General features: G+C 60.9%; 1 protein-coding gene and 1 pseudogene. Both read right to left on the bottom strand.

Going from position 1 to position 494, the window contains the following annotated elements; genetic code table 11:
* Positions 1-17: 17 nt before the first annotated feature.
* Entirely contained in the window at positions 18-185 is a 168-nt protein-coding gene (locus DVK01_RS21995) for a hypothetical protein (protein WP_158598801.1), read from the bottom strand.
* Positions 186-270: 85 nt separating this feature from the next.
* A pseudogene (locus DVK01_RS21230) lies at positions 271-494 on the bottom strand (hypothetical protein); the annotation flags it as partial.

The raw sequence follows: 494 nt of genomic DNA on the forward strand, positions 1-494 counted from the left end.
CTAGAGAATCTCGATGTCTATCCGTACGAAATCCCCGAGAGGACAAGCATCTCCGTCCCAAATCCCGCACCAGACAGGAACTGTGTTGTCCCAAGCGAACTCAGACCGATACCGGTGCCGACGAGCAACACCATTGCGGCCCAGTCGACAGCCCCAGGAGTGTCGCTCGGCCGCTTCTTCGTCACGGACGCGTCAACACCGGCGAACAGCGCTGCAAATCCGGCGAGGAGAGGAGGCCAAAGGGAGATGTCCTCAACAAGTACAGGGGCCTCACCGCCTCATGACGAGCGCGTACCCGACCGTTGCTGGGAGCGCGTAGATGACATGACCGAGGATACTCCAGAGCTTCTCGGGCATCGTAAGATCGGGGAACGCCGGCGTGAACGGGTAGCCGACTGCACCGAGCCAAAGCGGCATCAATAGCACCGAGAGCAGCACCGTCGAAACAGCGCCGACGACAACTGCGAGGACAACGGCTCCACGGAGCGTCCTTG

The sequence above is a fragment of the Haloarcula sp. Atlit-120R genome (assembly GCF_003665885.1).
In the GTDB taxonomy this organism is placed as follows: Archaea; Halobacteriota; Halobacteria; order Halobacteriales; family Haloarculaceae; genus Haloarcula; species Haloarcula taiwanensis.